This window comes from Streptomyces sp. NPDC041796, from assembly GCF_055590785.1.
Genome location: NZ_JBVJAH010000011.1, coordinates 273,251 through 299,008 on the forward strand (window position 1 = coordinate 273,251; position 25,758 = coordinate 299,008).

Sequence of the window (25,758 nt, forward strand, 5' to 3'; positions counted from 1 at the left end):
ACGGTCGCACGCCATGCGAATGTCCCCCACTTGGCGTGTATGTTCCGGGGCCGAGAGCCTTGGAAGGGACCAAACCGGTGAACAAGAAGCTTGCGGCCGCACTGTCCAGCGGTGCGGTAATGGTGCTCGCACTGTCGGGTTGCAGCGACGAAGACGGCGGCAACGGCGAGAACAAGGTGGACGCCTGGGCCAAGAAGGTGTGCGACCAGGCGCAGCCGCAGATCCAGAAGCGGGCCAACGCCCAGCAGACCATCATCTCGACGGCGGCGGACGGCAAGCCCGCCGACATCCAGGCCGCCGACTCGAAGGCCTTCCAGGACATCGCCGACGCGGACAAGGCGCTCGCCAAGGCGGTGCAGGACGCGGGCGTACCGCCCGTCGACAACGGGGAGAAGCTCCAGCAGGACGCGGTCAAGGAGCTCAACGCCACGGCCGCGGCGTACGAGGGCCTCAAGAAGCAGGTCGACGCGCTGGACCCGAAGAACCAGCAGAAGTTCGCCGACGGGCTGCAGGGCGTCGCCGAGGGCCTGAAGAAGATCGAGAAGATGGACCAGGACGCACTGGCGAAGCTGCAGTCCGGCCAGCTCGGCCAGGCGATGGCCAAGCAGCCCGGTTGCCGCAAGGCCGAGGCGTCGGTCTCGCCGACGATCCCGCCGGCCAAGCCGGGCCCGGCCGCGTCCGCTTCGGCGGGCAACTCCGCCAAGCCGGCCCAGGCCTCCGCCTCCGCCCCCGCCGCCGAGTAGGGACTTCGGCCCGGTTCCCGTGTTCGGGGGCCGGGCCGACGCGTCGATTGTCAGTGGCGGCGGTCACAATGGGCAGGTGAGTACGACCAGCCTTACCGCCAGCCTCCCGGTGCCCGACCGCGCCGACCGCCTCCGCGACGCCCTGCTCGCCGCCGACTTCACCGCCGACGGCCTGCTCGAGCTGCTCGGCGCACCCGCCTACGCCGCGCTCGCCCGCAGCGAGACGGTCCCCGCCCTGCGCGCCACCCGTGCGGACGGCCCGCTCGCCACGCTCGTCCGGCTCTTCCTCCTCCAGCAGCCCGTGCCGCACGAACGGGCGGGCGCCGTCCTGCCGCTGGACGAGGCGCTCGCCGACAGGTGGGTCGTGGAGGACGACGGCGGGATCCGCGCCACGGTGGACGTACGGCCGTACGGCGGGCCGGAGGGACAGGACTGGTTCATCGTCTCCGACCTGGGCTGCGCCGTGGGCGGTGCGGCGGGTGCGAGCGGCCGGGGCGAGGGCGTGGTCCTCGGCGTGGGCGGCGCGTCCACGACGCTCGCCGGGATCACGGTCCGTACGCCCGTCGCCTCGGCCCTGGACCTGGGCACCGGGTCGGGCATCCAGGCGCTGCACGCGGCGCAGCACGCCACGCGTGTGACGGCGACGGACCTGAACCCGCGGGCGCTGGAGTTCGCCCGGCTCACACTCGCGCTGTCCGGGGCGCCGGAGGCGGACCTGCGCACCGGTTCGCTGTTCGAGCCGGTGGCGTCGGAGACGTACGACCTGATCGTGTCGAACCCGCCGTTCGTCATTTCTCCCCTGGCCTCCGGCACGGGGGACACCGGCGCCCGGCTGACCTACCGGGACGGCGGGATGGGCGGCGACGATCTGTGCCGGTCGCTCGTCCAGCGGGCGGGAGAGCGGCTGAACGAAGGGGGGTTCGCGCAGTTCCTCGCCAACTGGCAGCACGTGGAGGGCGAGGACTGGCAGGAGCGGCTGCGTTCCTGGGTGCCCCGCGGGTGCGACGCCTGGATCGTGCAGCGCGAGGTGCAGGACGTGACGCAGTACGCCGAGCTGTGGCTGCGGGACGCGGGGGATCACCAGGGCGATCCGGAGCGGTACGTGGAGCGGTACGAGGCGTGGCTGGACGAGTTCGAGCAGCGGAAGACCAAGGCGATCGGCTTCGGCTGGATCACGCTCCGCAAGTCCGGTGCGGAGAAGCCGTCCATCGTCATCGAGGAGTGGCCGCACCCGGTGGAGCAGCCGCTCGGTGAGACGGTACGGGCGCACTTCGCGCGCCAGGACTATCTGCGGACGCGCGACGACGCGGATCTGCTCGCCGACCACTTCGTGCTGGTACCGGAGGTGATGCAGGAGCAGGTCGGGCTGCCGGGCGCGGAGGATCCGGAGCACGTGGTGCTCCGGCAGAACCGGGGCATGCGCCGCGCCACCAAGGTGGACGCCGTCGGCGCGGGCTTCGCGGGTGTGTGCGACGGGACGCTCAGCGCGGGGCGGATCCTGGACGCCATCGCCCAGTTGATGGGCGAGGACCCGGTGCTGCTGCGGGACCGCACTCCCCAGGCGATCCGGCTCCTGGTGGAGGAAGGGTTCCTGGAGCCGGCGACCGGGATGTGACGACGGCGACGTCCGTCGGCGCGGTAGACCCCGGGAGGGGACGTGAACCGGCCAACCTTCGCCTCGCGCCCGGGCGGCCTGCCGCGACGGTGGCCGCCCGCCCTCCGAGGTGGCCGACCGGGACGGCGACCGCCCCGTCGCACGCCGCGCACCCGTGCGCCCCGGCCCCCGCGCCGCGGCGTGAGGGGCGGCTCCCTGCCCGGAGCGCCGCGCCCGAGCGGCTCCGACCGGGCCGCTTCCGGCCAGGGGCGGGCGGCCACGGGGGCGCCTGCCGCGGACGGCCCGGTCCCGGAGCGGGCGCCCACCCCGAGACGCATCCGCCCCGGACCGCGCGCCGCCCCGGACCGCGCGCTGCCCGGACCGCCCGTACGCCCGGGAGCGGCGCCCCGAACCCGCGCCTGCCCGTACGCCCGGGAGCCGCGCCCCGGACCGTGCCCCGCCCCCCGCGCCTGTGCCCGCCCCGCCTCCGGACCGCGTCCCCCGGTACCGGCCCCGGCACCCGCCCGTCCCGCACCCGCCCAGACCCCGTCCCGCACCGCCCACCCACCGGAACCCGCCCCGCACCCGGCCCGCCCCGCTCCCGCAACACCCCCACGCACGCACCCCGCCCCACCCCAGACCCGCCCCCCAGATCCGCCCCGCCCCACCCCGGACCCGCCCCGCCCCGGACCCGCCCCCCGCGGCGGCGCCGCGTGGGTGAACGCGTGGTGCGTTCACCGTGCCGTTCACCCGCAATTCGCGCTCAGGATGCCCGGAGGTGTCAGCCTCCCCCTCGGGGCAACCAGGGGATCACCGAGGAACGGGGTACGGACATGGAGAGCGGACCGGCAATCTTCGCCGGCGCGGCGTTCACGCTGTTCGGCGCGGGGCTGCTGCTGTGGACCGCGACACGTGCGCTGCACCGGGCGCCGGTCGCGCTGGGCGTAAGTCCGCTGGCGGCGATCACGTTCGCGACCTCGATGGGAGCGGCTTTCCTCATCCTCGGGGTGTGGTGTTTCGGCCGCGCCTGACCGTGCGGCGGAACAGGGGGCTCCGGGTCCGGAAACGGGTCTGAAGGGAGTCCGGGCGGCAGGAATGCCCGGACTCGGGTTACCGTTCGAGTGGCCGTTGCGGTCTTTTGCCGTTTGACACGGGGGCGGGTTGTACCGTCACACTCCGCAGCGACAGCAGCGTAAGCAGCGCCAGAGCACAGCGTCACGGCAGTGCGCAGTGCGCAAGGAGTGCACGCGGTGGGACCACACCGCGCGGCACGCGCCACCGAGCGTCGACCGGAGAGAAGAGCGAAGTTGTCCCCGACCAGCGAGACCGCACAGGGCGGCCGCCGACTCGTCATCGTCGAGTCGCCTGCCAAGGCGAAGACGATCAAGGGCTACCTCGGCCCTGGCTACGTCGTCGAGGCGAGCGTCGGGCACATTCGCGACCTCCCCAACGGCGCCGCCGAGGTGCCCGAGAAGTACACCGGCGAGGTACGCCGTCTGGGCGTGGACGTCGAACACGACTTCCAGCCCATCTACGTCGTCAACGCGGACAAGAAGGCCCAGGTCAGGAAGCTCAAGGAGCAGCTGGCCGAGTCCGACGAGCTCTTCCTCGCCACCGATGAGGACCGCGAGGGCGAGGCAATCGCCTGGCACCTCATGGAAGTCCTCAAGCCCAAGGTCCCGGTCCACCGGATGGTCTTCCACGAGATCACCAAGGACGCGATCCAGGCCGCCGTCGCCAACCCGCGCGAGCTGAACAAGCGCATGGTCGACGCCCAGGAGACCCGCCGTATCCTCGACCGCCTCTACGGCTACGAGGTCTCGCCGGTCCTGTGGAAGAAGGTCATGCCCCGGCTGTCCGCCGGCCGTGTGCAGTCCGTCGCCACCCGCCTCGTCGTCGAGCGGGAGCGCGAGCGCATCGCGTTCCGCTCCGCCGAGTACTGGGACCTGACCGGCACGTTCGCCACCGGCCGCGCCGGTGACGCGTCCGATCCCTCGAACATCGTCGCCCGCCTGGCCACGGTCGACGGCCGCCGCGTCGCGCAGGGCCGCGACTTCGGCTCCGACGGACAGCTGAAGGCGTCCTCCGGCCAGGTCCTGCACCTGGACGAGGCGAACGCCCGCGCCCTCGCCGCCGCGCTCGCCGACACGTCGTTCAGCGTCCGCTCCGTCGAGTCGAAGCCGTACCGCCGCTCCCCGTACGCGCCCTTCCGCACCACCACCCTCCAGCAGGAGGCCAGCCGCAAGCTCGGCTTCGGTGCCAAGGCGACCATGCAGATCGCGCAGAAGCTGTACGAGAACGGCTTCATCACGTACATGCGTACGGACTCGACCACCCTGTCCGAGACCGCCGTCGCGGCGGCCCGGGCCCAGGTGACGCAGTTGTACGGTGCCGACTACCTGCCCGACACGCCGCGCGTGTACGCCGGCAAGGTCAAGAACGCGCAGGAGGCGCACGAGGCGATTCGCCCTTCGGGTGATCGTTTCCGCACGCCCGCGGAGACCGGCCTGACCGGTGACCAGTTCAAGCTCTACGAGCTGATCTGGAAGCGGACGGTCGCCTCCCAGATGAAGGACGCCGTCGGAAACTCCGTCACCGTCAAGATCGGCGGCCGGGCGAGCGACGGCCGGGACGCCGAGTTCTCCGCGTCCGGAAAGACGATCACCTTCCACGGCTTCATGAAGGCGTACGTCGAAGGCGCCGACGACCCGAACGCCGAGCTCGACGACCGTGAGCGCCGGCTGCCGCAGGTCGCCCGGGGCGACGCGCTGACCGCCGAGGAGATCACGGCGGACGGCCACGCCACCAAGCCGCCGGCCCGCTACACCGAGGCCTCGCTGGTCAAGGAGCTGGAAGAGCGCGAGATCGGCCGCCCGTCGACGTACGCGTCGATCATCGGCACGATCCTGGACCGCGGGTACGTCTTCAAGAAGGGCACGGCCCTCGTCCCGTCCTTCCTCTCCTTCGCCGTCGTCAACCTGCTGGAGAAGCACTTCGGCCGGCTCGTCGACTACGACTTCACCGCGAAGATGGAGGACGACCTCGACCGCATCGCGCGCGGCGAGGCGCAGGCCGTGCCGTGGCTGAAGCGGTTCTACTTCGGCGAGGGCGACGGCGCGGCGGCCGGGGGCGCCGCCGAGGCCGGCAACGGCGACGGCGACCACCTCGGCGGCCTGAAGGAGCTGGTCACCGACCTGGGCGCGATCGACGCCCGGGAGATCTCCTCCTTCCCCGTCGGCAACGGCATCGTGCTGCGGGTCGGCCGCTACGGCCCGTACATCGAGCGCGGCGAGAAGGACGCGGAGGGCCACCAGCGCGCCGACGTGCCGGAGGACCTGGCGCCCGACGAGCTGTCGGTCGAGCTGGCCGAGGAGCTGCTGGCCAAGCCGAGCGGCGACTTCGAGCTCGGTACGGACCCGGCGACCGGGCACCAGATCGTCGCCAAGGACGGCCGTTACGGCCCGTACGTCACGGAGGTCCTTCCCGAGGGCACCCCGAAGACCGGCAAGAACGCGGTGAAGCCGCGTACGGCCTCCCTCTTCAAGTCGATGACCCTCGACACGGTGACCCTGGAGGACGCGCTCCGCCTGATGTCGCTTCCCCGCGTCGTGGGCACCGACGCGGAGGGCGTCGAGATCACCGCCCAGAACGGCCGGTACGGCCCGTACCTGAAGAAGGGCACGGACTCGCGGTCGCTGGAGAACGAGGAGCAGCTCTTCAGCATCACGCTGGACGAGGCCCTGGCGATCTACGCCCAGCCGAAGCAGCGTGGCCGCGCCGCCGCCAAGCCCCCGCTGAAGGAGCTGGGCACCGACCCGGTCAGCGAGCGCCCGGTGGTCGTGAAGGACGGCCGCTTCGGTCCGTACGTCACGGACGGCGAGACGAACGCGACGCTGCGGACCGGCGACAGCGTGGAGACGATCACGCCCGAGCGCGGTTACGAGCTGCTGGCGGAGAAGCGGGCGAAGGGCCCGGCGAAGAAGACCGCCAAGAAGGCGGCGGCCAAGAAGGCCCCGGCGAAGAAGACCGCAGCGAAGACGACGACGGCCAAGAAGACGGCCGCGAAGAAGACGACCACGGCGAAGAAGACGACGGCGAAGAAGACGACGGCGAAGGCGACAACGGCGAAAAAGGCCACGGCGTCCAGGGCCTCGTCCGCCGCTTCGGCCTCCTCTGCCGCGTCGGACGACTGATCCCGGGAAGCCCCGGGCGCGCGCCGACTGCGCGCCACGGCGCCCCGGCCCTCCCGGGGCCGGGGCGTTTGTACGGGTGGGGACGACTGGGTGTCGGTCCGTCCGGATAGGCTGATGGGATGACGCGAGCCGAGCAGCCAACGGTCTTGAGCCCCACCTCAGACTCCGACGCCGCACTTGCCGCGGACTCCCGCGAGCGCGCCGTACGGGCTCTGTTGCGCACCCCGCCGCTGAGGCGGTTGTGGAGCGCGCAGCTCGTCGGCGGGATCGGTGACGCACTCGCCCTGCTCGTGCTGGTGCTGCTGGCGCTGCAGGCGGCGGTGGTCGAGGGAGCCTTCGGCGGCGGGTACCGGGGGGCGGCCTTCGCGGTCGCCGCGGTGTTCGGGGCGCGGATCCTGTCCACCTTCCTCTTCGGTGCCGTTCTGCTCGGCCCGCTGACGACGCTGACCGCCCCCAAGGGCCCGCTGGACCGCCGCTGGACCATGGTCGGTGCCGACGGCGTACGCGTCGGGCTGCTGGTCATCGCGCCGCTGTGGATCGACTGGATGCCCGACCAGGCCCTCGTGTTCCTCCTGGGGACCGCCTTCCTGGCCGGCGTCGCCGAGCGTTTCTGGACCGTGGCCAAGGAGGGCGCGGCCCCCGCGCTGCTGCCCGCCCCGCCGGCGGAGGGAGCCGCCGTACGGCCGCTGCCGGACCACATGGACGCCCTGCGGCGGCTGTCGCTGCGCACGAGCTTCGCCGCCATCCCCGGCGCGGCGGCCGCGCTCCTCGTCGCCACACTCGTCGGCAATGTGCTCGGGACGGGCATCGACTGGTTCACCACCCACCAGGCGGCCCTCGGTTCGTACGTCGCGGCCGGCCTGTTCGCGGCGTCCGTCTCCGTCCTGTACTTCCTGGAACTGCCCGACGCCCAGACCCCGCGCCCCCGCTCCCCGCTGGAGGGCCTGCGCCGCCCGTCGACCGGAAGCGGCGTCGACAAGGGCCGTACGGGGGCCATACCGCTGCTGGTGCTCGCGTGCGCCGCCGTCGCCGGAGCCGTCGCGTCCGCCACCGCCGTCGCGGCGCTGCACGGCAGCGACCTCGGCGGTGGGCCCGTCGCTTTCGCGCTCCTGGTGCTGGCGCTGATCGGCGGGACCGCCCTCGGCATCCGACGCGCTCCGTTCGTCCTGCCCGCCCTGTCCCGCCGCCGCCTGCTGGCGCTGGCGATCGCCGTCACGGGCGTCGCCCTGCTCGCCGTGGGCCTGGTGCCGGACACGGCGACCGTGCTGTTCATCGCGCTCGGCGCGGGATTCGCGGCCGGTGTGGCGGCCAACACCGGGCACACCCTGCTGGACCAGGAGACGGAGGAGTACCGGCGGCCGCGTCTCACCGAGCACCTCCACGCCGTCGTACGGGTCTCCATCGCGCTCGGCGCGCTGGCCGCCCCGCTGCTCGCCGCCGCCATCGGCCCGCACCGGCTCGCCGGCGGCGACTTCGTCTTCGCCCACGGCGGTGCCGCCTTCACGCTGATGCTGGTCGGCGCCCTGCTGCTGCCCGTCGCGGCGCTGGTACTGGCCAAGACCGACGACCGCTCCGGGGTGCCGCTGCGCCGCGACCTGCGCGACGCGCTGCGCGGCGCGGACCCGGCGCAGGCCCCGTCGAAGACCGGTTTCTTCATCGCACTGGAGGGTGGTGACGGGGCAGGCAAGTCCACGCAGGTGGAGGCGCTGGCCGAGTGGATCCGGGCCAAGGGCCACGAGGTGGTCGTCACGCGCGAGCCGGGCGCCACACCGATCGGCAAGCGGCTGCGCTCGATCCTCCTCGATGTGTCGAGCGCCGGGCTGTCCAACCGCGCGGAGGCCCTGCTGTACGCGGCCGACCGCGCCGAGCACGTCGACTCGCTGGTCCGCCCGGCCCTGGAGCGCGGCGCGATCGTCATCTCCGACCGGTACATCGACTCGTCCGTGGCCTACCAGGGCGCCGGCCGTGACCTGTCGCCGACCGAGATCGCCCGCATCTCGCGCTGGGCGACCAGCGGTCTCGTACCGCACCTGACCGTCCTGCTGGACGTCTCGCCGGAGACCGCGCGGGAGCGGTTCACCGAGGCACCGGACCGGCTGGAGTCGGAGCCGGCGGAGTTCCACCGGCGTGTACGGGCCGGATTCCTCGCCCTCGCGGCGGCGGACCCGGGCCGGTACCTGGTGGTGGACGCCGGCCAGGAGCCGGAGGCGGTCACCACCGTCGTACGCCACCGTCTCGACCAAATGCTGCCGCTCTCCGAGGCCGAGGTGAAGGCCATGGAGGAGGCGCGCAAGCGCGCCGAGGAGGAAGCCCGGCGCAAGGCCGAGGAAGAGGCGGCGCGCAAGGCCGAGGAGGAGCGCCTGGAGCGCGAGCGCCAGGAACAGCTCGCCAAGCTGCGCGCCGAGGAGGAGGAGCGCAAGCGCCGCGAGGAGGAGGAAGCGCGTCAGCGCGAGGCCGAGCGGCAGGCCGAGGAGGCAAGGCGGCGGGCGGAGGAGGCGCGCCGTCTCGCCGAGGAGGAGCGGCGGCGCCGCGAGGCCGAGGAGAAGGCCCGCCACGAGGAGCAGGAGCGGTTGCGCAAGCTCAAGGAGGAGCAGGAGCGGCTGCGGGCCGAGGCCGAGGCACGGCGCCTGGAGAAGCAGCGCAAGGCCGAGGAGGCCCTGCTGCGCGCCGAGGAGGCACGGCGTCTCGCGGAGGCTGCCGCCGCGGCGTCGGCTGCCGCGTCCGCCACCGAGTCCGCTGCCGAGATCACGGTGCCGACGCCGGTGGTGAACCCGGACCAGGAGACCCAGGAAGTCCCGGCCCCGCGCGTCAACATGCGCAAGGACGACGACGAGACGGCCCTCCTCCCGCGCGTCCGTGACGAGGCCGCGTCCCCTGCCGCCGACGAGACGGCCGTGCTGCCTCCCGTACGGGACGTCCAGGACGCCGGGCGGGCCGATGACGAGACGACCGTTCTGCGGCCGGTGCGCGACAGCGGCCCGGCCGCGCCCTCGGACGCCGAGGAGACGGCCGTCCTCCCGCCCGTGCGGGACGGGGGGCCTGCCGACCGCGTGCCGCCGGGCTTCTTCCGGGACGAGGAGCCCGACAGGCCGGGCCCCGAGCGGACCCGTGAGCTGCCGCAGGTCGACGAGCAGGGCAGGCCGAGGCGCCGCTCGGACTGGGCGGAGGAGACCCCGCTGGACGACCTGCCGACCCTCGCGGACGAGTTGCTCGGCCCGCACGACGACGAGGACTACGGACGCGGGGACGGCCGCCGCCGGTCCTGACGGAGCCGGGTGCTGACGGCCCGGTGGCCCGGCGCCCGCCGTCGGACCTCTGCTGTCAGACCCCTGCCCCACAATGGAACCCGCACCGGGCAGCCGGATCACGAACCACACCGGGAAGCCGGACCGAGACACGTACGCAGGAAGGCGGTGACCCATGCCCGTGTGGGACGACCTGGTCGGCCAGGACCGGATCCAGGAGCAGTTGCGCGCCGCCGCCCGCGACGCCGACGCGCTCGTCACCGCCGACGCGGGCGGCACCGCACCGCCCGACGCGTCGAAGATGACGCACGCGTGGCTGTTCACCGGCCCGCCCGGCTCCGGGCGCACCACCGCCGCCCGGGCCTTCGCCGCGGCACTGCAGTGCGTCAGCCCCGACCGGGCGCTCGGCGGCGAACCGGGCTGCGGGTTCTGCGACGGCTGCCACACGGCCCTGGTGGGCACGCACGCGGACGTCTCGACGGTCGCCGCCGTGGGCACCCAGATCCTGGTCGACGACATGCGGGACACGGTCCGCAAGTCGTTCACGTCACCCGCGAACGGGCGCTGGCAGGTCATCCTCGTCGAGGACGCCGAGCGGCTGAACGAGAAGTCGGCCAACGCCGTCCTGAAGGCCGTGGAGGAGCCGGCTCCGCGCACGGTGTGGCTGTTGTGCGCACCGTCCATCGAGGACGTCCTGCCCACCATCCGCTCCCGCTGCCGTCACCTCACCCTGCGCACGCCGCCGGTCGAGGCCGTCGCCGACGTCCTGATCCGGCGCGACGGCATCGAGCCGGAGGCCGCGTACGCCGCCGCCCGCGCCACCCAGGGCCACATCGACCACGCCCGTCGCCTGGCCACCGACGAGCGCGCCCGGGCCCGCCGGGCGACGGTCCTCAAGGTGCCCCTGCGGGTGGCGGACATCGGCGGCTGCCTCAAGGCGGCCCAGGAGCTGATCGACGCGGCGTCCGAGGACGCCAAGGAGGTCGCCGAGGGAACCGACGTCAAGGAGACCGAGGAGCTGAAGGCGGCGCTGGGCGGCACCCCCGGCGGCCGGATGCCGCGCGGCACGGCGGGTGCGATGAAGGAGCTGGAGGACAAGCAGAAGCGCCGCCGGACCCGTACCCAGCGCGACAGCCTGGACCTGGCGCTCGGCGAGCTGACGAGCTTCTACCGTGACGTGCTGGCGCTCCAGCTCGGCGCGGGCACGGCACTGGCGAACGAGGACGTGCGCGACGCGCTGGACCGGATCGCCCGCGAGTCGACACCGGAGCGGACCCTGCGCCGGATCGAGGCGGTCCTCGCCTGCCGCGAGGCCATGGACCGCAATGTGGCTCCCCTGCTCGCGGTGGAGGCGATGACGATGGCCCTCCGCCAGGGGTAACCCGTACGGGTGGCCACGGCCACAAAGCGTGATCAGACGGATACTCTCCGGGGATGGACTCCAGCCGTCTGCTCCGCACGTCCGCCGTCACCGCCTCGCTCCTCGGCCTGCTCCTGGCCGGCTGCACGGAGGGGGGCTCCACCCCTGCCGCCTCCGCCCAGGCGTCGGCCTCGATCGCCTCGGCCGAGCGGCTCAAGGCGTACTACGGCCAGCGGCTGACCTGGCACGCATGCGGCGCCCCCGGTTTCGAGTGCGCCACCATGAAGGCCCCGCTCGATTACGCCGACCCGGACGGCGAACAGATCAAGCTCGCCGTGTCCCGCGCCAAGGCCACCGGTCCCGGCAAGCGCCTGGGCTCGCTGCTGGTCAACCCGGGCGGCCCGGGCGGTTCGGCGGTCGGCTACCTCCAGGGGTACGCGGGCGTCGGGTACCCGGCCCCCGTCCGGGCCCGTTACGACATCGTCGCCGTCGACCCGCGCGGCGTGGCCCGCAGCGAGCCGGTCCACTGCCTCGACGGCCCGCAGATGGACGCGTACACCCAGGTGGACCAGACCCCGGACGACGGGGCCGAGACCGCACGCCTCGCCGCCTCCTTCAAGAGCTTCGCGGCCGGCTGCCAGAAGCGCTCCGGCCGGATCCTGCCCCACGTCTCGACCGTCGAGACCGCCCGTGACATGGACATCCTCCGCGAGGTGCTGGGCGACAAGCGGCTGAACTTCGTCGGCGCCTCGTACGGCACGTTCCTCGGCGCGACGTACGCCGAGCTGTTCCCCTCCCGCACCGGGCGGCTCGTCCTGGACGGCGCGATGGACCCGTCCCTGCCGACCGCCGAGCTCAACCGCGACCAGACGGCCGGTTTCGAGACCGCCTTCCGTTCCTTCGCCGCCGACTGCGTCGAGCAGTCCGACTGTCCGCTGGGCACCGGGTCGCCCACCGCCGCGGCCGCCCGCCTCAAGGCGTTCTTCGCCGCGCTCGACGAGCAGCCCATCCCCACCGGCGAGAGCCGCGAGCTCGGCGAGGCCCTCGCCACCACGGGCGTGATCGCCGCCATGTACGACGAGTCCGCCTGGCCGCAGCTGCGTGAGGCCCTCACCCGCGCCATGGGCGGCGAGGGATCCGCCCTCCTGGCCCTCGCCGACAGCTACTACGAGCGCGAGGAGGACGGCACGTACTCGAACCTGATGTACGCCAACGCCGCCGTGAACTGCCTCGACCAGCCGCCCGCCTTCACCAGCCCCGAGCAGGTCGCCGCCGCCGTCCCGTCCTTCGAGAAGGCCTCCTCCGTCTTCGGCGAGGGACTGGCCTGGGCATCGCTGAACTGCGCGTACTGGCCCACCAAGGCCACCGGCGCCGCCCACCGCATCGAGGCCGCCGGTGCCGCCCCCATCGTCGTCGTCGGCACCACCCGCGACCCCGCCACCCCCTACAAGTGGGCCCAGTCCCTCGCCGCCCAGCTCTCCTCCGGCACGCTCCTGACCTACGAGGGCGACGGCCATACGGCATACGGCCGTGGCAGCGACTGCATCGACACCGCCATCAACACCTACCTCCTCGACGGCACGGTCCCCCCGCCCGGCAAGCGCTGCCGCTGACGCGTGTGCGAAGCACCCCCCGGACCTGTGTAGACTTGTCCCCGCTGCTGCACCCGACAGGGATCGCACGGCATGCCGCCTTAGCTCAGTTGGCCAGAGCAACGCACTCGTAATGCGTAGGTCTCGGGTTCGAATCCCGAAGGCGGCTCAGAGAAAAACCCCAGGTCGGACACTCTCGACCTGGGGTTTTTGTTGCGCCGTTCCCGACTGGCCGCAGAGGCGGCGCCGCGGTCGGCTCCGGTCGGGGTCAGCCCCGTGGCCGGCTCGGGTCGCGGTCGGCCCGTGTCGCCGGTCAGCCGGTCCAGAAGTCCCACCAGCGGGTCAGGATCAGCATCCCGATGATCCCGGTGTGCAGGACGGGCGGCACCCAGGCGAACTCGTCCAGGAAGCCGCGCACCGCGCGCGGGGCCGGCAGGAGGCCGTTGCGTACGGTGTGGGAGGTCACGCACCAGAACATGACCAGCGTCGCGATCCATGCGGAACAGCACCACAGGCAGAGCGCGTTGATCTCGTAGAGCGACTGGTGCATCAGCCAGGTGCAGAAGCCGACCCCGAACAGCGTCCCGGCGTTCAGCCCCAGCCAGTACCAGCGCCGCAGCCGCGCCCCCGCCAGAAGCGCGGCGCCGATGGCGACGACCATGCCGTAGGTGACGAGCCCCAGCATCGGGTTGGGGAAGCCGAAGACGGCGGCCTGGTCGCTCTTCATGATGTTGCCGCAGGAGACGACCGGGTTCAGGCTGCAGCCCGGGGTGAAGTTCGGGTCCTCCAGCAGCTTGAACTTGTCGAGCGTGATCACCCACGCCGCGAGCAGTCCCGCCGCGCCCGTGACCACCAGCGTCCAGGCGAACGCCCGGCCCGCACCGACCGTCGTGTCCTGCTCGGGCTCCTCGTTCCGGGCGAGGGAAGCCTCGTCCTTCACGCGCGTCATCGTCATGGCGGCGACGTTACACGCGGAATCCTTTCATTGCGGTTTTACCCGTTTTCTTCCACCGAAACGAGGGAAGGCCCCGGCGCCAGGTCAACACGCCTGCTGCCGGGGCCCCTTCGGTCGATGGGTCAGGTGCGCACCCGGCGCACGGGCAGCAGGCAGTGGGCGCTGCGCGCCACCATCTCCTCGTCCGCGAGGAACGCCCGAAGCTGCTCCTCGCTGACCGGCTTGCCCTGCACCGCCTCGGGCCACGGGCGCAGCGAGCAGATGAGATAGGCCTTGCCGCTCTCGTGGGCGGCCTTCTCCCACTGCGGCGGCACCGGGCACTGCACCCTCATGAACGGCAGGTTGAGCACCGCCTGTTCGGCCTCCACCAGCAGTGTGACCGGGATCCGGGTCTCGCGGGAGAGGTCCGTCACCTTGTCGCCGATCGACAGGCCGATCTTCTCCAGCTGGTCGCGCAGTGCCTCCGACCCGGCCTCGGGACCGTCGCTGCCGTCCCCGAGCGAGTACACCATCAGGAACGGCGTCACGGGCGAGTCGGAGTCGGCCTCGGGCTCATTGGTCCAGGGGATGACGGTGAGGGTGCCCAGAGGGGATTCCTGCTGCCCAGGCGTTGCGGCGGTCGTGGAAGAGGTCATGCTGCCGGATGGTACTGCCGTCTTACGGAGCCTTCGGGCTGGTTTTCACCCGTTCAGCCGATATGCCCGGGCGGTGATTCACCTGGCCGGGTAATGGAATGCGGTTACACCGTCCGGAACACCAACGGATACACCCCTCCCGGGCACACCCTCCGGACACACCCCGGACACACCCTCCGGAACGGTTCGCGAGCAGGATCGTTTGCCCGGGGGAGCCACGACGACCAGGGGAGCCCGATCGATGAGCGTCGCACAGTCGTTGTCCCGTCTCCTCCCGCGCCGGCGCGCCGTATTGCGGGCGCTGTTCACGCTGACCGTCTCCGCGTTCACCGGCGGCGCGCTCGCCCATGTCGCCACCACGCGCCCCGAAGGCGCGGGAGACAAGAACGCCGACGGGGCCGACGAGATGTACAAGGGCCGGCACATCCGGGTCGTCCCCCCGGTGGCAGGGGCGCGGTACGACGTACGGATCGACGGGAGACCGCTGCACCTGATGCGGTGCGCCGACGGCGGCTATCTCACGCCCGTCGACCACTACCAGTCGTACCCGACACCTCTCGCCGCCGCGCGCGCCGCCGTGGACGAGCTGGGCTCCGCCCGACTGGCCCCAGGAGGACACCATGGTGTACGTCCGTAAGAACCAGCGCGACCTGACCTCCGCCGAGCGGAAGAAGTTCGTCAGCGCGGTACTGGCACTCAAAAGGAGCGGCCGGTACGACGACTTCGTCCGTACACACATCGAGTACTACAACGCGGACGGCGAGGACGACCTGCGGGTCGCGCACATGGCGCCGTCCTTCCTGCCGTGGCACCGCCAGTACCTGCTGGACTTCGAGCGTGCCCTCAGGCGCGTCGACCCGACGGTGACCGTCCCCTACTGGGACTGGACCCGAGACAACACCCCGGCCGCGTCCCTGTGGGGCGAGGACTTCATGGGCGGCAACGGCCGGCGCGGCGACCACCAGGTGATGACCGGGCCCTTCGCGTACGCCAGGGGGGACTGGCCGATCACGGTCGGCGTGACCGAAAGTCCCTTCCTCACCCGTGACTTCGGCAACCCGGCCAACCCCATCGGCCTGCCGACCGAGCGGGAGCTCGCCCGCGCGACCGCGGAAAGCGTCTACGACTCCGCCCCTTGGGACTCCACCAGCCGAACCGGCTTCCGCAACGCCCTCGAAGGGTGGACCCGTGCGAGCGGCAACGGCCGCTGGCGCAACCACAACCGTGTCCACCGATGGGTCGGCGGCCTGATGCTCGGCGGCGCGTCGGTCAACGACCCGGTCTTCTGGCTGCACCACTCCTTCATCGACCTGATCTGGTCGCGCTGGCAGCGGAAGAACCCCCGGGCCGCCTACCTGCCCGCCACCCCGCCCCCGCCGGGCTCCGCCCAGTACCGGCGGGTCGTCGCCCGGGACGAGCCGATGCCGCCGTTCGAGGTCACCCCCGCCGACGTAGCCGACCACCACCGCGTCTACCGCTACGCGTAACGGCGCGCCCGGCAAGCGGAACGGCCCCCCGGCGGTGAGCCGGGGGGCCGGACGCGGGGGTACGCGCGGTGGTTCAGTGGCCGTAGCCCTTGTGGTCCTTCTTGTGGCCGTCGACGTTCGCGCACTGGTTGCCGAACGCGGGGTTCAGCAGACCGATGATGTCGATGGTGTTGCCGCACAGGTTGATCGGGATGTGGATCGGGACCTGGACCGCGTTGCCGGAGATGACACCGGGGGACTCGACGGCAGCGGCGTCGGACCGTGCGTCGGCGACGGCCAGGCCGGTTCCGCTGAGGGCGACAGCGCCCGTGCCGACGATGACGGCGGCAGCCTTCGCGATGCGAGACATCAAAATCTCCTTGTACGTGGAAATCGGACCGCGGACCTGCGGTCGTCACTCCCCTACAACGCCGCTCGTCAGGCCGGGTAACGGCCGCGCCACTCCAACAGCCGGTCGCGGCACAGGGTTCCCTCATTCGGACGCGGGGAGCGGGGGGAAGGGCGAGGGTGCGGTCAGTTCTTCGGCTGTGCCAGGCCCAGCGACGAGTCGAGCGCTCCGGTGACGGTCGGTGCCAGGAAACCGGCCTGCGGCAGTTCGACGCCCGGCAGGCCGAGCGACTCGGCGCGCGGCAGGGTGACGGGGGAGCCCAGGATCGCGCCCGGGGTGGTCGCCTGCACCTCGGAGGCGGGGGCCGCGACCAGGGCCCGGCCCGACGGCTCACCCTCGACGACGTCCGGCAGCGGGGCGCTGACCAGCGTCTCCGGGACGCCCGCCGTGACCGGGAGCTGCGGCAGCATCAGCGGCTGCACCTTGCCCTCCCCGTGCCCGGTGAGCCCCATGGGCGCGCCCGGGAGCGGGATGGGAACGCCGGTACGCAGCGTCGGCGTCTCGGTGGGGAGTACGGTGCCGAGTCCGTGCAGCGGTACGTCCACCGGTGCGACGGGGACGGCGGCGGCCGCCTCGGCGGGTGACGCCATCGCCGCCGACGCGAGGCAGCTGACGACGATCCCCATGCCGGCCTGATATTTCCGGTTCATTGCTGCGTACGCCTTCCGGGGCTGTGAGTACGGTGTTGCCCAAAAGAACGAGCACGCGCCGAAAAACGCGTCAGAATTCGCCTGGTTGCAGCAATGTCGAAGCCCCGGTGTTGACGGCCGAGCACGCCGAAAGGCCGACGGAAACGTCATTGTTTCCCGTCGGCCCCGGCAGCGTCGCGTACGCGTAGTGCATTCCCGGCCGTTGCCGGGTTTTTTGTGGGCGTGTTACTTGCCCAGCGGCAGCCCGCCCAGGAGGGGCTGCGCGGTGTCCTTCGCGGGCTCCAGTCCACCGGCGGCGCCCTGCACCTTGTCGACGGCCTTGCCGTCGGTCACTTTGCCGACCGCGTCGGTCGGAACCGCCTCGGTCAGACCGCGCTTGCCCAGGGCTTCGACTCCTCCGTTGAGGCTGGACGGGGTGAGGCTGTCGACGGCGAAGGCCGGCGCGGCCGCGCCCAGAGCCATCACGGAACCGGCGACGACCGCAGCAACCTTGGTGGGCTTCATTGGAGTGAGTCCTTCCTGGAATGGCGTCTGTTCGCTGCAACTCGCGCGCTCCACAGGCCACTTGGAGCCACCTGTGCAGTGCTCTGCCTTCTGTAACGAGACCTCCGCGTGGGGGAAACTCCGCGAGCCCGGAATTCTCGGCACTGCACCCGAACGATACGAACTCGTCCTATTCTCCGATCGGTATGAGGAGCAAGGCCGACGGCCGTGTCGGCTCAGCGGGGGGACTGAGGCGGCACGGCCGTCGGTGCGTGGGACGCGATGGGGCGCGGGGCCTAGCGCTCGGCGGTCACCGGCGCCGGCTGGGAGGTGGCCGGGAGCGTGGTCGCGGGGAGCGTGCTCACGCCCGTCGCCGGTGTGCCGGTCATCTTGGTGACGTCCCGCATGATGATGTCCATCAGGGTCTTGGTCGCGGCCTGCACCTGGGACGCCGAGGTGACCGCCTGACCCTTGACCGCGGAGGCGACCAGGTCGTCGATGGCCTTGTCCATGGCGGCCAGGGCCTTGTCCATGTCCGCGTCCGCGGTGTCCAGGGATTCCATGGCGTCCATGGAGCCCGCGGAGTTGATGGAGTCCAGGGAGTTCACGGAGTCCATGGGGTCCAGGGGGGTGTCGTCGGCCGCCGTCCCGGTGCCGGCGGTGCCGGTGGTCCCGGTCGTGCCCGTCGTACCGGTCGTGCCGGTGGTCCCGGTCGTGCCGGAGGTGTTGGTCTTGGATTCGGCCGCCGCCTTCTTCAAGGCCTCGATGGCGGCCGTGAGGTCCTTCATCTGCTGGTTCGTCTCACCAGCGGGGAGTGTCTGGGTGCTGCTCGTGCCCGCTACGGTGCCGAGCACGGAGTCGAGCACGTCGCCGATCGAGCCGAGGATGTCGCCGATGTCCTCCGGCGCCTTGGCCCCCTGCTCGGCGGCGTGGGAGGTGGAGTGGGCGAGTGCGGGTCCCGCCGTACCGAGTGTGAGCGCGGCACAGAGTGCGGTGACCGCCACGCGGCGGGGTGTCAGGAGACGCATGCCTTGTCCTTCCAGTGATGCGTCGGAACGTGACATCACCGTGAGTCCGCTCATTGCGACCCGCAAACGCATGCGTGACAAATGCGCATGGGCCCGATGGGTGAATCGGGCCGCCTGACCTGCCGGGAAGAGTGCCCGACGCTCCGTCACCTGATCATGGTGACGCGCCGCCGATGGAGTGGCCCGCCCGTCCCTTTCGCGCTCACGCAGAAGTGCGCCATCCCCGGAGGGATGGCGCACTGTCGTCACGCCCGGCTGTCGTGCGCGCGAAGCGCCGCGTGCGTCAGTCGTTGATGCAGACGTTGCCGAAGGTCGGGTTCAGCGCACCGATGATGTCGATGGTGTTGCCGCACAGGTTGATCGGGATGTGGATCGGCACCTGGACCACGTTGCCGGAAATGACACCGGGGGACTTCACGGCCGCGGCATCCGCGTCGGCGTGCGCGACGCCGGTGGCACCGACGACGGACGCGGCGACGGCGGAGGTCAGGACGGCTGCCTTCGCGATACGGGACATGGTGACGAACTCCTAGGTCGATGAGGCACAGCGGCCGACGTGGCCGGCTACACCAACAACGCCCCAGAATTTCGCCGGTTGCGCGACCGAATGGGTGACGCGCCCGCCGGAAGCCCGCGCGCGACACGCCGCCCCGCCAACGCGGCGTGAAAATCGGGAAGTTGCTCCGGCGGTGTTTCGCATGCTTCTGGTCGTGTTTGCTGAGTTATAACGTACATCTCGCTGGACGCGGTCCTCACTCGTCAAAGCGGAGAACCAGTATGGGGAATTCAGAGGTTCTTGCAGTGCGGGCGCGCCCGAATAACACGCGCCGCTGACATTCGCCCGCGCACCGGAAAGCGCATGTCCCGCCGACCCCGCCAGTCCCGTCGAATCCGCCGGAACCCTCACTGCCGCCCGCTTCCCAGAAAGCTTCGTAGAAAGGGTCACGCGTGCGTCCCCCATTCACCGCATTGCATGTTGTCCAGCCGGGTGACGGCGGGGTGGCCCGCGTGGTCGTCGACGTGGTCGGCGCGCAGCTGGACCTGGGAATGCGGGTCGCCGTCGCCTGCCCGCCCGGCACGCCGCTGGCTCTCGCGGTCGACGCGTGCGGGGCGGACGTGCACCCGTGGCCGGCGGGCCGCGAGCCGGGGCCGCGGCTGGTCGCCGAAAGCCGCCGGATCGCCGCGCTGGTGAATCACGTACGCCCCGACCTGGTGCACGCGCACAGTGCGAAGGCCGGGCTTGCCGCCCGGATCGCCGTACGCGGCCGGGTGCCCACCGTGTACCAGCCGCACGCCTGGTCGTTCGAGGCGGTCGACGGGGTGACCGGTGCCCTCGCCAGGGGGTGGGAGCGCTGGGCCGCCCGCTGGACCGACCGGGTCATCTGCGTCAGCGAGGCGGAACGGCGGCGCGGCGAACACGCGGGGGTCCGGGCGCCCTGGACGGTCGTCCACAACGGTGTGGACGCCCAGCGGTTCCGCGCCGGACCGGGCCGGGCCGACGCCCGCGCCGCGCTCGGGCTGCCCGCCTCGGCACCGCTCGTGGTGTGCGTGGGGCGGCTGTGCCGGCAGAAGGGCCAGGACACGCTCCTGGAGGCATGGCCCGCCGCCCTCGACCGCGTACCGCACGCCCGGCTCGTCCTCGTCGGCGACGGCCCCGCTGCCGGGGCGCTGCGCAGCGCCGCCCGGCTGACCACCGCCGGACACTCGGTCACCTTCGCCGGTGCCGTCCCCGACCCCGCGCCCTGGTACCGGGCCGCCGACCTGGTCGTCCAGCCGTCGCGCTGGGAGGGCATGGCCCTCGCGCCGCTGGAGGCCATGGCGGGCGGCCGGACCGTCCTCCTCACCGACGTGGACGGCGCCCGGGAGAGCCTGCCGCCGGGCCACGAGACGTACTGCCTGGTCCGCCCCGACGACCCGGCCGCCCTCGGTGCCGCACTCGCCCGCCTCCTCCAGCGGCCCGTCCTCCGGGAGGCCCTGGGCCGCCAGGCCCAGCAGCACGTGCTGCGGCACTTCGACGTGCGGCGTGCCGGCGCGGCCATCGCGGACGTGTACCGCGAGGTGACCGCCACGCCACGCCACGAGCTCAGGGAGCCGATCTCCCAGTGACCACGGAAAGCACCAGCCCGGCCACCACCACGGTCGTCCCGCCCCGAGGTGCGGCGGACCGGGTCGCCCTGCCACCACGCCGCCCGGTGCCCGCGCCGGCCTTCGTCTCCTCCCTGGTCGCCGCAGACTGCGTCGCCGTCCTGTTCGCCGCGCTGGTGCTCGACCCCGAGCAGCGCAGCGCCGCCCTGCTGATGCAGCTCACCGCGTGCCTGGCCGCGCTCAACGGGTACGCCGGCCTCTACCGGCCCGGCGCCGTCGCCTCGGTACTCGACGAGCTGCCCACCCTCGCCGGGAGGGCGGCCGTCGCGTGGTGCGCCGCCGCCGCGCTGCTCGCCGCGCAGTCCGCGCAGCGCGCCATCGGCCCGGCAGCGCTGGCCGCCGCGTACGCCGTCCACCTGGGCCTCGTGTGCGGGTGCCGTGCCGTCCTGCACCACCGGCGCCGTGCCGCGTCCCGCGCGCACCCGCGCTCCGCGCTCGTCATCGGCTCCGCCACCGCCGCGCAGCGGCTGGCCGAGACCCTCGCCAGGCACCCCGAGTACGGCATGCGCCCGGTCGGCATCGTCACCACCCACCGCCCACCGGCCCCGGCCGAATCGTCACTGCCGGTGCTGACGACCCCCGAGGAGATCCACCGGGCCGTCATCCAGAACACCGTGCGCGACGCGGTGTTCGCCGGAGGCGAGCAGCCCGACCTCGTGGCGCTGCTGCGCCACTACGGCTGCGCCGGCTGGCTGGTCGGCGGCACCGGGGGCGGCATGCCGATGGGCCAGCACCTGTGGGGCCACGCCTGCCGGCGCCTGGAGGCGCCGCCCGCGCACCGGGGCCGGCTGCCCAAACGGATCCTCGACGTCACGGTCGCCGGGCTCATGCTCGCCGCCCTCTCGCCGCTCCTGCTGCTGTGTGCGGCGGCGATCCGGCTGTCGGACGGCCCCGGCGTGATCTTCCGTCAGGAGCGCGTCGGCCAGGACGGCCGGCTGTTCACCCTGCTGAAGTTCCGTACGCTGCGGCCCGCCGACGACGAGGAGGCCGCGACCCGCTGGAGCGTCGCCCACGACGAGCGGATGAGCGTCGTCGGAACGTTCCTGCGGCGTACCTCGCTCGACGAGCTGCCACAGCTCTGGAACGTGCTCCGCGGCGACATGAGCCTGGTCGGCCCGCGCCCCGAACGCCCCTACTTCGTCGACAGGTTCAGCCGCGTCCACCCCGGTTACGCGGCCCGCCACCGGATGCCCGTCGGGCTGACCGGGCTCGCGCAGGTGCACGGGCTGCGCGGCGACACCTCCATCGAGGACCGGTGCCGCTTCGACAACCACTACATCGACCACTGGTCGCTCTGGCAGGACGTGTGCATCCTGCTGCGTACGGCGGCCTCGCTGATCCGCCCGGCGGGCAGCTGATGCCGGTACGCAAGTGGGCACCGCTGGTGCCGTTGCTCGCCGTCGTCGCGCTGCTCGCCGTCCCGCCGCCGCGCGGCTCCTCCGGCACCGGCACGGTGGCGGACGCCGCGTCCGCCGTGCTGGTCGTCTTCTGCGCGGTACGGGTGGTCCGGGACCGGGCACGGCCGCTGTCGCGGACGGCGGCCGTCGTACTGGGCCTGCCCGTGCTCGGCATCTGCGGCGCGGCCGTCGCGTCCCACGACCCGGCGGCGAGCCTGCCGGGCGTCGCCCGCTACCTCCAGGTCTTCGTCCTCGTACCGGCGGCCGTGGTGCTGCTGGTACGCGACCGGCGGGACTTCGCCGTGGTCGCCTGGTCGGTGATCGGCCTCGCACTGGTGCAGGGGTCGGTGGGGGTGGTGCAGCACCTGACCGGCACGGGCGCCTCGTACATGGGGGAGGACGTCCGGGCCGTCGGGACGTTCGGGGCGACGGACGTGATGGGCATGGCGACGGCCGTCGCGTACGGGATCGTCGCGGCCGCCGGGATCGCGCTCGGGTCGCCGGGGCGGCGGGCCAGGGCGTGGGCCCTGGCCTGCGGCGGGTTGCTCGTCGTGCCGCTGGTCGTGTCGTTCAGCCGGGGCGCGTGGATCGCGACGGTGGCCGCGTGCGCGCTGCTCCTCGCTCTGTGCGGGGTGCGGCGGGCCGTGCGGGTGGGCCTGGCGGCGGGCGCCCTGGGCGTGGTCCTGGTGGCCGGGCTGGGCGTCGGTTCGCAAGCGGTCCAGGAACGGGTGGCGAGCATCTCGCAGGTCACGGCAGCCCCGGACCGGTCGGTCACCGACCGGTACACCATGTGGGCCGCGGCGGCCGGGATGTGGCGCACCGAACCGCTCACGGGCGTCGGGCTCAAGGGCTTCCCCCACTACCGGGACAGCCACGCCTCGCTGGCCCTGTCGTCGGGCAGCGACACGGCGGGCGCGGGCAGCGGCTTCAAGCGGCAGCCCCTGCTGTCGCCGCACAACATGTACCTGCTGGTCCTCGGCGAGCAGGGGCTGCTGGGCCTGCTGACGGTCGCGGGCAGCTGGCTCGCCCTGCTGGCGTGCGCGCTACGGCGCCTGGCGGACACCCGTGGGGACGGCCTGGAGTGCGCCCTGGTCGCGGTGGGCCTGCTGGTCTGGCAGCTCGTCGACTTCGCGTACGCGGACATCGGCGGCCCCGCGACGGTCCTCACGGCCCTGGTGCTGGGCCTGGCGGCGTGGTGGTCCTTCGCCCCGCCCCGGCCGGCGGCGACCGCGTACCCGTCCGGCCTCCGGGGCGACCCGCCCCCGCACCCTCGCCCCCCGGCCCCCTGGGCGCCCCCCGCCACGGCCCCGGGCACCGGCCCCGTACCGCCCACCGTTCCCGGCCCGGCCACCGCGACCCGACCGCAGGCCGCCGCCCCGTCGCGCACCGCTGCCCCACGGGTCACCGCCACCCCGCCGCACACCGCCGCCCCGCCGCACACCGCCGCCCCGCCGGGCACCGCCGCTCCGGCGCGTACCGCCGTTCCGTCGGGTGCTCGCGACGCGGGGGTGCCGCATGGCTGACCGTCCGCGGCGTGTCGTGGTGGCCGCGCGGCCCGCGCCGGAGGGTGGCGGACCGGTATGGGCGCCGTCCGGCCGGCTCCTCGCCCGGGCGGCCGCGCTCACGGCCGCCCTGACGGCGGTGGGCGCCCTGCTGGGGCTGGTCCGGGACCAGCTGCTCGCCCGCACGTTCGGCGCGGGTACCGGCACGGACGCCTTCCTCGTCGCCTGGACCGTCCCGGAATTCGCGGCCACGCTGCTCATCGAGGACGGCATGGCCCTCGTCCTCGTGCCCGCCTTCGCCGCCGCCCTCTCCGGCCGGACCGACCGGACCGGCGGCCCCGATCCCGTACACGCCCTCGTCAGGGGAACCCTCCCCAGGACGGTCGTCGCCACGAGCGCGGCGACCGGGCTGCTCGTGCTGGCCGCGCCCCAGGTGGTCGCCCTGCTCGCGCCCGGACTGCCCGAGCGCCAACTCGCCGTCGACTGCACCCGGTTGACCGCCACCTGCCTGCTCACCTTCGCGCTCGCCGGGTACTGCAGCGCGGCACTCCGCGCCCACGGCCGGTTCCTCGCACCCGCCGCGATCTACGTCGCGTACAACACCGGCATCATCACGGCGGTCGTCCTCCTCGACCCCGGCGCGTGGGGCGTACGCGCGGCGGCGGCCGGAGTGGCGGTGGGCGGTGTGCTCATGGTGCTGGTGCAGGCGCCGGTCCTGTGGCGGCAACTGCGTACCCCCGGCTCGGCCCCCGCGCGGGGCGGGACGGCGCCCCGCCTCCTCCTGGCCGCGCTCGCGCCGGTGATCGTGTTCGCGCTGAGCCGCCAGTCGCAGGTCCTGGTCGAGCGGTTCCTCGCCGCGCCCCTGCCCGCCGGGGCGATCTCGCACCTCAACTACGCGCAGAAGGTCGCCCAACTGCCGATGGTCCTCTCGCTGATGCTCTGCACGGTCAGCTTCCCGGTCGTCGCGCGGGCGCTCGCGGCCGGTGACACGGCGACCGCGCGGCGACGGACCGAGCGGGACCTGCTGCTCGCGGGCGTGATCGTCCTCGTCGGCGCCGCGACCGTCATCGCCGCCGCACCGCAGATCGTCCACCTGCTGTTCCAGCGGGGCGCGTTCGACGGCGCCGACACCGCCGCCACGGCGGCCGTCATGCGGGTGTATGCCCTCGGACTGCTCGGCCACACCCTCGTCGGCGCCCTCGTCCGCTGCTACTTCTCCGCCTCGCGCCCCCTGTGGTACCCGGCCGCCGCCATGCTCGGCGGCATCACCGTGACCGCCGCCGCAGGTCACGCCTGGGCCGGGGCGTGGGGCGCCGAAGGCATCGCCGCGGCCAACGCGCTCGGCATCACCCTCACCGCCGCCCTCCTCCTTCTCGGTGTCCGCAGGCAGAGTGTCCCCCTCGACGCCCGCGGCCTCGCCGCGGGGCTCGCCCGGCTCACGGCCGCGGCGGCCGTCGCCACCGCCGCCGGGTGGTGGTGCGCGGCCGGCCCACCGCTCCTGGCGGTCGCCCTGGCCTGTGCCGCCGTCCCGGCCGCCTTCACCGCCACCGCCTGGGTGCTGCGCGCCCCGGTGGTCCCCTCCCTGATCCGCTCCGCGCACCCGTTCCGTCGGCTCACGAAGGCCCGCTCATGAACCAGCCGAGAATCCCCCTGTGGGTGGCGATGTACCACTCCATCGACGACACCACGGACGACGACCCGTACCACGTGACCGTCTCCCCCTCCCGCCTCGACAAGCAATTGCGCTGGCTGCGCGACCACGGCCTGCGCGGAGTCGGCCTGCGGCAACTCCTGCTGTACGCGGCACGCCACGGAGACACCCGCGGGCTGGTCGGCCTCACCTTCGACGACGGGTACGCCGACTTCCTCGACAACGCCGTCCCGGTCCTTCGCCGCCACGAGTGCACGGCCACCGTCTTCGTCCTCCCCGGCCGGCTCGGCGGCGACAACGGCTGGGACGCGCTCGGCCCGCGCAAGCCCCTGCTCACCGAGGACGGCGTCCGCCGCTGCGCCGCCGCCGGCATGGAGGTCGCCTCGCACGGCCTGCTCCACGTCTCCCTGTCCGCCGCCCCCGAGCACGTGCTGCGTGAGGAGACGGCAGACAGCCGGGAACTGCTCCGCACCCTCACGGGAACCGCCCCGGACGGCTTCTGCTACCCGTACGGCCACGTCGACGAGCGCGCGGTGCGCGCCGTGCGGGAGGCGGGGTACGCGTACGCGGCAGCCATCGACCCGTGCGCCCTGAACAGCGTGTTCGCCGTGCCCCGGGTGCACATCGGGCAGCGCGACACCGCCTGGCGGCTGCACGCCAAGCGCCGGCTGCACGGGGTGCGGCGCGCCCCGGTACCCGTGTCATGAAGG

At 73.0% G+C, this 25,758-nt stretch carries 20 protein-coding genes, 1 tRNA gene and 1 pseudogene; 15 read left to right on the plus strand and 7 right to left on the minus strand.

The genetic code is table 11. From position 1 onward, the window contains the following. Window positions 1–77 precede the first annotated feature (77 nt). The 8 genes from ACZ6C1_RS23885 (at window position 78) to ACZ6C1_RS23920 (ending at window position 12,896) form a co-directional block, all read left to right on the plus strand. Window positions 78–743 (plus strand): small secreted protein, encoded by a 666-nt coding sequence (locus tag ACZ6C1_RS23885; RefSeq protein WP_469243078.1) that lies wholly within the window; start codon window positions 78–80, stop codon window positions 741–743. A gap of 76 nt (window positions 744–819) precedes the next feature. Then, complete coding sequence (locus ACZ6C1_RS23890; protein ID WP_469243077.1) at window positions 820–2,358, plus strand: DUF7059 domain-containing protein; 1,539 nt, start codon at window positions 820–822, stop codon at window positions 2,356–2,358. Between the two features lie 812 nt (window positions 2,359–3,170). Continuing rightward, a complete protein-coding gene (locus tag ACZ6C1_RS23895) occupies window positions 3,171–3,368 on the plus strand; it encodes a hypothetical protein (protein WP_469243076.1) in 198 nt (65 codons plus the stop codon). Between the two features lie 276 nt (window positions 3,369–3,644). Further along, on the plus strand, window positions 3,645–6,530 hold the full coding sequence (gene topA / locus ACZ6C1_RS23900; protein WP_469243075.1) for a type I DNA topoisomerase: 2,886 nt from the start codon (window positions 3,645–3,647) through the stop codon (window positions 6,528–6,530). A gap of 119 nt (window positions 6,531–6,649) precedes the next feature. Next, window positions 6,650–9,796 carry a dTMP kinase gene (tmk, locus tag ACZ6C1_RS23905; RefSeq protein ID WP_469243074.1) on the plus strand — a complete coding sequence of 1,049 codons (3,147 nt, stop codon included), beginning with the start codon at window positions 6,650–6,652 and terminating at the stop codon, window positions 9,794–9,796. A gap of 154 nt (window positions 9,797–9,950) precedes the next feature. Next, window positions 9,951–11,156: a DNA polymerase III subunit delta' gene (locus tag ACZ6C1_RS23910; protein WP_469243073.1), complete on the plus strand. Its 1,206-nt coding sequence runs from the start codon at window positions 9,951–9,953 to the stop codon at window positions 11,154–11,156. Window positions 11,157–11,209: 53 nt separating this feature from the next. Further along, entirely contained in the window at window positions 11,210–12,748 is a 1,539-nt protein-coding gene (locus ACZ6C1_RS23915) for an alpha/beta hydrolase (RefSeq protein WP_469243072.1), read from the plus strand. Window positions 12,749–12,822: 74 nt separating this feature from the next. Beyond that, a tRNA-Thr gene (locus tag ACZ6C1_RS23920) sits at window positions 12,823–12,896 on the plus strand. Between the two features lie 144 nt (window positions 12,897–13,040). Here ACZ6C1_RS23920 and ACZ6C1_RS23925 read toward each other — a convergent pair. Together ACZ6C1_RS23925 and ACZ6C1_RS23930 are read right to left on the minus strand one after the other, a co-directional pair. Further along, window positions 13,041–13,676, minus strand: a complete 636-nt coding sequence (locus ACZ6C1_RS23925; RefSeq protein ID WP_469243197.1) for a vitamin K epoxide reductase family protein — start codon at window positions 13,674–13,676, stop codon at window positions 13,041–13,043. Between the two features lie 128 nt (window positions 13,677–13,804). Further along, window positions 13,805–14,317: a DUF5949 family protein gene (locus tag ACZ6C1_RS23930; protein WP_469243071.1), complete on the minus strand. Its 513-nt coding sequence runs from the start codon at window positions 14,315–14,317 to the stop codon at window positions 13,805–13,807. A gap of 241 nt (window positions 14,318–14,558) precedes the next feature. Between ACZ6C1_RS23930 and ACZ6C1_RS23935 the strand changes: the two genes are divergently transcribed. Both ACZ6C1_RS23935 and ACZ6C1_RS23940 read left to right on the plus strand, forming a co-directional pair. Beyond that, window positions 14,559–14,954, plus strand: a complete 396-nt coding sequence (locus ACZ6C1_RS23935; protein ID WP_469243070.1) for a tyrosinase family oxidase copper chaperone — start codon at window positions 14,559–14,561, stop codon at window positions 14,952–14,954. After that, window positions 14,938–15,804 (plus strand): tyrosinase family protein, encoded by an 867-nt coding sequence (locus ACZ6C1_RS23940; protein WP_469243069.1) that lies wholly within the window; start codon window positions 14,938–14,940, stop codon window positions 15,802–15,804. The genes ACZ6C1_RS23935 and ACZ6C1_RS23940 overlap by 17 nt, the downstream gene beginning before the upstream one ends. A gap of 73 nt (window positions 15,805–15,877) precedes the next feature. On the opposite strand, the gene ACZ6C1_RS23945 is transcribed toward ACZ6C1_RS23940, so the two are convergent. The 5 genes from ACZ6C1_RS23945 to ACZ6C1_RS23965 form a co-directional block, all read right to left on the minus strand. After that, entirely contained in the window at window positions 15,878–16,153 is a 276-nt protein-coding gene (locus ACZ6C1_RS23945) for a chaplin (protein ID WP_469243068.1), read from the minus strand. A 164-nt stretch (window positions 16,154–16,317) separates the two neighbouring features. After that, window positions 16,318–16,842 (minus strand): hypothetical protein, encoded by a 525-nt coding sequence (locus ACZ6C1_RS23950; RefSeq protein WP_469243067.1) that lies wholly within the window; start codon window positions 16,840–16,842, stop codon window positions 16,318–16,320. Between the two features lie 225 nt (window positions 16,843–17,067). Beyond that, window positions 17,068–17,346: a hypothetical protein gene (locus tag ACZ6C1_RS23955; RefSeq protein WP_469243066.1), complete on the minus strand. Its 279-nt coding sequence runs from the start codon at window positions 17,344–17,346 to the stop codon at window positions 17,068–17,070. Window positions 17,347–17,621: 275 nt separating this feature from the next. Beyond that, window positions 17,622–18,353 (minus strand): hypothetical protein, encoded by a 732-nt coding sequence (locus tag ACZ6C1_RS23960; RefSeq protein ID WP_469243065.1) that lies wholly within the window; start codon window positions 18,351–18,353, stop codon window positions 17,622–17,624. A 283-nt stretch (window positions 18,354–18,636) separates the two neighbouring features. After that, window positions 18,637–18,870 carry a chaplin gene (locus tag ACZ6C1_RS23965; RefSeq protein ID WP_469243063.1) on the minus strand — a complete coding sequence of 78 codons (234 nt, stop codon included), beginning with the start codon at window positions 18,868–18,870 and terminating at the stop codon, window positions 18,637–18,639. Window positions 18,871–19,322: 452 nt separating this feature from the next. On the opposite strand from ACZ6C1_RS23965, the gene ACZ6C1_RS23970 reads away from it, so the two are divergent. The 5 genes and pseudogenes from ACZ6C1_RS23970 (at window position 19,323) to ACZ6C1_RS23990 (ending at window position 25,755) form a co-directional block, all read left to right on the plus strand. Next, window positions 19,323–20,459 (plus strand): glycosyltransferase, encoded by a 1,137-nt coding sequence (locus ACZ6C1_RS23970; protein ID WP_469243061.1) that lies wholly within the window; start codon window positions 19,323–19,325, stop codon window positions 20,457–20,459. After that, window positions 20,456–21,856: an exopolysaccharide biosynthesis polyprenyl glycosylphosphotransferase gene (locus tag ACZ6C1_RS23975; protein WP_469243060.1), complete on the plus strand. Its 1,401-nt coding sequence runs from the start codon at window positions 20,456–20,458 to the stop codon at window positions 21,854–21,856. Before ACZ6C1_RS23970 ends, ACZ6C1_RS23975 begins: the two co-directional genes overlap by 4 nt. Next, window positions 21,856–23,118: pseudogene (locus ACZ6C1_RS23980) on the plus strand (O-antigen ligase family protein); the annotation flags it as partial. The gene ACZ6C1_RS23975 and the pseudogene ACZ6C1_RS23980, both read left to right, overlap by 1 nt. Window positions 23,119–23,410: 292 nt before the next feature. Next, window positions 23,411–25,030: a lipid II flippase MurJ gene (locus ACZ6C1_RS23985; RefSeq protein WP_469243059.1), complete on the plus strand. Its 1,620-nt coding sequence runs from the start codon at window positions 23,411–23,413 to the stop codon at window positions 25,028–25,030. Further along, a complete protein-coding gene (locus ACZ6C1_RS23990) occupies window positions 25,027–25,755 on the plus strand; it encodes a polysaccharide deacetylase family protein (RefSeq protein ID WP_469243057.1) in 729 nt (242 codons plus the stop codon). The genes ACZ6C1_RS23985 and ACZ6C1_RS23990 overlap by 4 nt, the downstream gene beginning before the upstream one ends. Window positions 25,756–25,758: the final 3 nt, after the last annotated feature.